Origin of the sequence: Amycolatopsis sp. NPDC059021 (assembly GCF_042739895.1) — a bacterium.
Lineage (GTDB): Bacteria > Actinomycetota > Actinomycetes > Mycobacteriales > Pseudonocardiaceae > Amycolatopsis.
Window position 1 is genome coordinate 28,089 of the sequence record NZ_JBHYIQ010000081.1, and the last position, 3,441, is coordinate 31,529.

The following is a 3,441-nucleotide window of genomic DNA, read 5'->3' on the forward strand; positions in this document are numbered from 1 at the left end:
GGGGGGCGGGGGGTCGGGGCGCCGCGCGGGCGTGTGGCGGGCCCTCCCGCCGGCCGGCGGCGAGGTCAGGGGCGGGGCGGTCAGCGCGCTGGAGCGGCGTCGCGAGGGCATACTTTTGCCGGTCAATTTCGGACAGTCGGTGATAGCGGCACCCGGGTTCGGTATAAGTTCCCCCCGGGAGCAGTCTCATCAGAGCGGGGGCAGTGCAGTGGCGACGGGCACGACAGTTTTCAGCAGGGTGACGGTGGTGGCACCGCGCACCCGGATCGACGTCGCGCTGCCGGCCGACGTCGCGGTGGCCGATTTGCTGCCCATGCTGCTGGACATGGCCAAGGAGACGACGCCCGACGGCGGCGCCCGCCACGGCGGCTGGGCGCTCGCGAAGCTCGGCGACGCACCCCTCGACCCCAGCCGCACGCTCGCCTCGCTCGGCATCATCGACGGTGAGCTGCTGCAACTGCGCAAGCGCAACGAGAACCCGCCGCCCCCGCTGTACGACGACGTCGTCGATGCGATCGCCGAGTCCTCACCGGACAGCTTCCGGCCATGGACGAAGGAGACCGCGCGCCGGTTCGGTCACGTCGCGGGCGGGCTGGCGCTGGTCGCCGCCGCGCTCGCGCTGTTCCTGAGCGGCTCGTTCTACGGCGGGACCGCGCTTGCCGCCGCGATCGCGGGCGGTGTCGGCGCGATCGCGTGCGTCGCGGTCGGCGCGACGCTGGCCAAGGCGTACCAGGCCGAGGCGACCGGTGTGCTCGTCGCCGCCGCGGGCGGTCTGCCGCTGGCGTTCGTCAGCGGGTTCTACATCGTGCCCGGGTTGTCGTTGCGGGCGAATCTCCTGCTGGGCTGCGCGCTCGTCCTCATCGTCGCGTCCGTCTGCATCCTCGTCATCGGCGCCGGGATCACGACGTTCATCGCGGCCGCGACGGTGGGCGCGTTCGGCGCGCTGGCGTTCCTGTTCGGCACGTTCGTCGCGCATCCGCTGCCCGGTATCGCCGCCGGGACCGCGGCCGTCGCCCTCGCCTGCATCTCGATTCTGCCGAGGGCGACGATCTGGCTCGCGAAGCTACCGCTGCCGCACGTGCCCGGAAACGCGGAGGAACTCAAGGAAGACTCCGGCTTCCCCGACTACCGCGCCATCGAGCGGCGGACGGCCGTCGCGCACAACTACATGACCGGCCTCATGATCGGCTGCGGCGTCACGACGGCGATCGCCGCGATCATCGCGTCGACCGCGCCCGGCCCGTTCGGGATCATCCTCGGCGTCGTCGCCAGCCTCGTGCTGCTGCTTCGCGCGCGGGCGTACGCGAACGGCAGCCAGGCGATCGCCCTGCTCACGACCGGCATGGTCTCCGCGGCGGGCATCCTGCTCGGCTGGATGTGGACGGCGACCCCGCAGGCACGCGTGCTGTACGTCTTCGGCGCGCTCATCCTGGTGGCGGCGGGCTCACTGGTGGTCGGTGTGATCTTCCCGAACCAGCGGTTCTCCCCGCCGCTTCGGCGGACGGTGGAAATCATCGAGGCGATCTGCATCGCCACGGTGCTCCCGCTCGCGCTCGGCGTCATGGACCTTTACACCACGCTGCGCCACCTCAACTTCAAGTGACGTCGACCCGATCGGATGATGTTCAGATGGCGGTAGCGCGGAATGGCGGCAGGCCGCGCCGGCAGCTCGGCCGCGCCGGGCGGACCGCGACGGTCACGCTCGTGGCGGCGATCGGGGTTCTCTCCCCGATGGTGGCGATGCCGGTGTGGGCGCAGCAGCCCAGCGTGTCCCCCTCGGAGGGCGGCTACTACGCGGCGCCGCCGCCCATCGGCAACACGCCGCCGCCCGGGGACCCTGGCAAGCCGGACGAGAACTACGTCCAGACCAAACAGTGCGTGCAGCGCAGCCTCGGCAAGAACATCATTCCCAAGAACAGGCCATGGGGCCAGGAATACCTGCAGATCGACAAGCTCCACGAGATCGTGAAGGCCGCGACCGGCAGCGTCGGCGGCGGTCAGAAGATCGCGGTGATCGACACCGGCGTCACCAAACACCCCTGGCTCAAGAACGTGGAAAGCGGCGGCGACTACGTCGCCAACCCGAAGAACGGCGTCCAGCCCGGTCTCGAGGACTGCGACGGTCACGGCACCGAGGTCGCAGGCATCATCGCCGCGGACACCCCGGCGGACATCGGGTTCAAGGGGGTCGCCCCGGACGCCACCATCCTGTCGATCCGGCAGTCCAGCCAGAACTACGGCAAGGACACCAAGGAGTCCGCTCCCTCGTCCCCGCCCGCATCCCCACCGGCCTCATCGGGAGCACCGCCGTCGTCGGGGGGTGCTTCCAAGTCACAGCTCCCGCCCTCGAACGGCGGCGGCAGCGGGCAGGGTGCCCAACCAGGCGGCACGACCTCGCCCGAGCAGAAAGGCCCCGGCCGCGGGCAGGACCAGGCCGGTACCGCGGGGAAGCTGACGACACTGGCGCAGGCCGTGGTGCGCGCGGTGGCCAAGGGTGCCACCGTGATCAACATGTCGGTCGACAACTGCCGTCCCTCCGACGGGCGGATCTCCGACGGTGAGCGCCAGTTGCAGGCCGCGGTGCACTACGCGGTGCAGCAGAAGGTCGTCGTGGTCGCGGCGGCGGGCAACACGACAGAGACGTGCCCGCAGAACGACCAGACGAATCCGAACCAGCCGCGGTCGATCGTCACGCCGCCGTGGTTCTCCGAAGACGTGATCTCCGTGGCCGCGATCGACCCCTCCGGCGGAGTCGCGAACTTCAGCGTCAACGGCCCGTGGACCACTGTCGCGGCGCCGGGTACGGACATCATCTCCCTGGATCCGGCGGCGGGCTCCACAGGCTTGGCGAACCTGACGATCGAGGGCAACTCCGAGCCGACCCCGATCCAGGGGACGAGCTTCGCGGCACCCTACGTGGCCGGCGTCGCGGCGCTGATCAAGGCGAAGTACCCGAACCTGGACGCCAGGGGCGTGATGCGACGGATCATCAACACCGCGCAACACCCCGCGGCGCCTGGTGGGCACGACAACTTCGTCGGCCATGGCGTGATCGACCCGATGGCCGCGCTGACCGCGAGTGTGTCCTCCGAGGAGGGTGTGCCGTCGGTCAAGCCGGTACAGCAGGTCGCCACACTGCCCCCGGCCAACGACCGCGACCAGGCGGCGATCATCGTCGCCCTCGCCGGCACCGGCGGCGGCCTGGTGGCCCTGCTGATCACCCTGTTCGTCATGCACACCATCCGGCGAAACCGCGCGGCGGCCGACGACACCCGCAAGGCCCCCTGACCGCGTTTAGCGGGCTAACTGCACTCGCGCCGCCCCACGATCCCCACCCCGTGGCGGGGCGCCCCAGCCCGGGTGTGTGGCCCAGGCGCCCGGGGCGGCGGGCCGCGCGACTCCGGGTGGGGGGGTGTGAGGGCGCGGGCGCGGGGGGGGCCT

Annotated in this window: 2 protein-coding genes; both read left to right on the plus strand. The window is 71.2% G+C overall.

Annotated elements, in window-relative coordinates; genetic code table 11:
* Positions 1 to 238: 238 nt before the first annotated feature.
* The gene (gene eccD, locus ACFWX1_RS35330) at positions 239 to 1,603 is read left to right on the plus strand and encodes a type VII secretion integral membrane protein EccD (RefSeq protein ID WP_378394138.1); all 1,365 of its coding nucleotides are present in this window, start codon (positions 239 to 241) and stop codon (positions 1,601 to 1,603) included.
* Positions 1,604 to 1,629: 26 nt separating this feature from the next.
* Complete coding sequence (locus ACFWX1_RS35335) at positions 1,630 to 3,288, plus strand: S8 family serine peptidase (RefSeq protein WP_378394139.1); 1,659 nt, start codon at positions 1,630 to 1,632, stop codon at positions 3,286 to 3,288.
* The last annotated feature ends 153 nt before the right edge of the window (positions 3,289 to 3,441 follow it).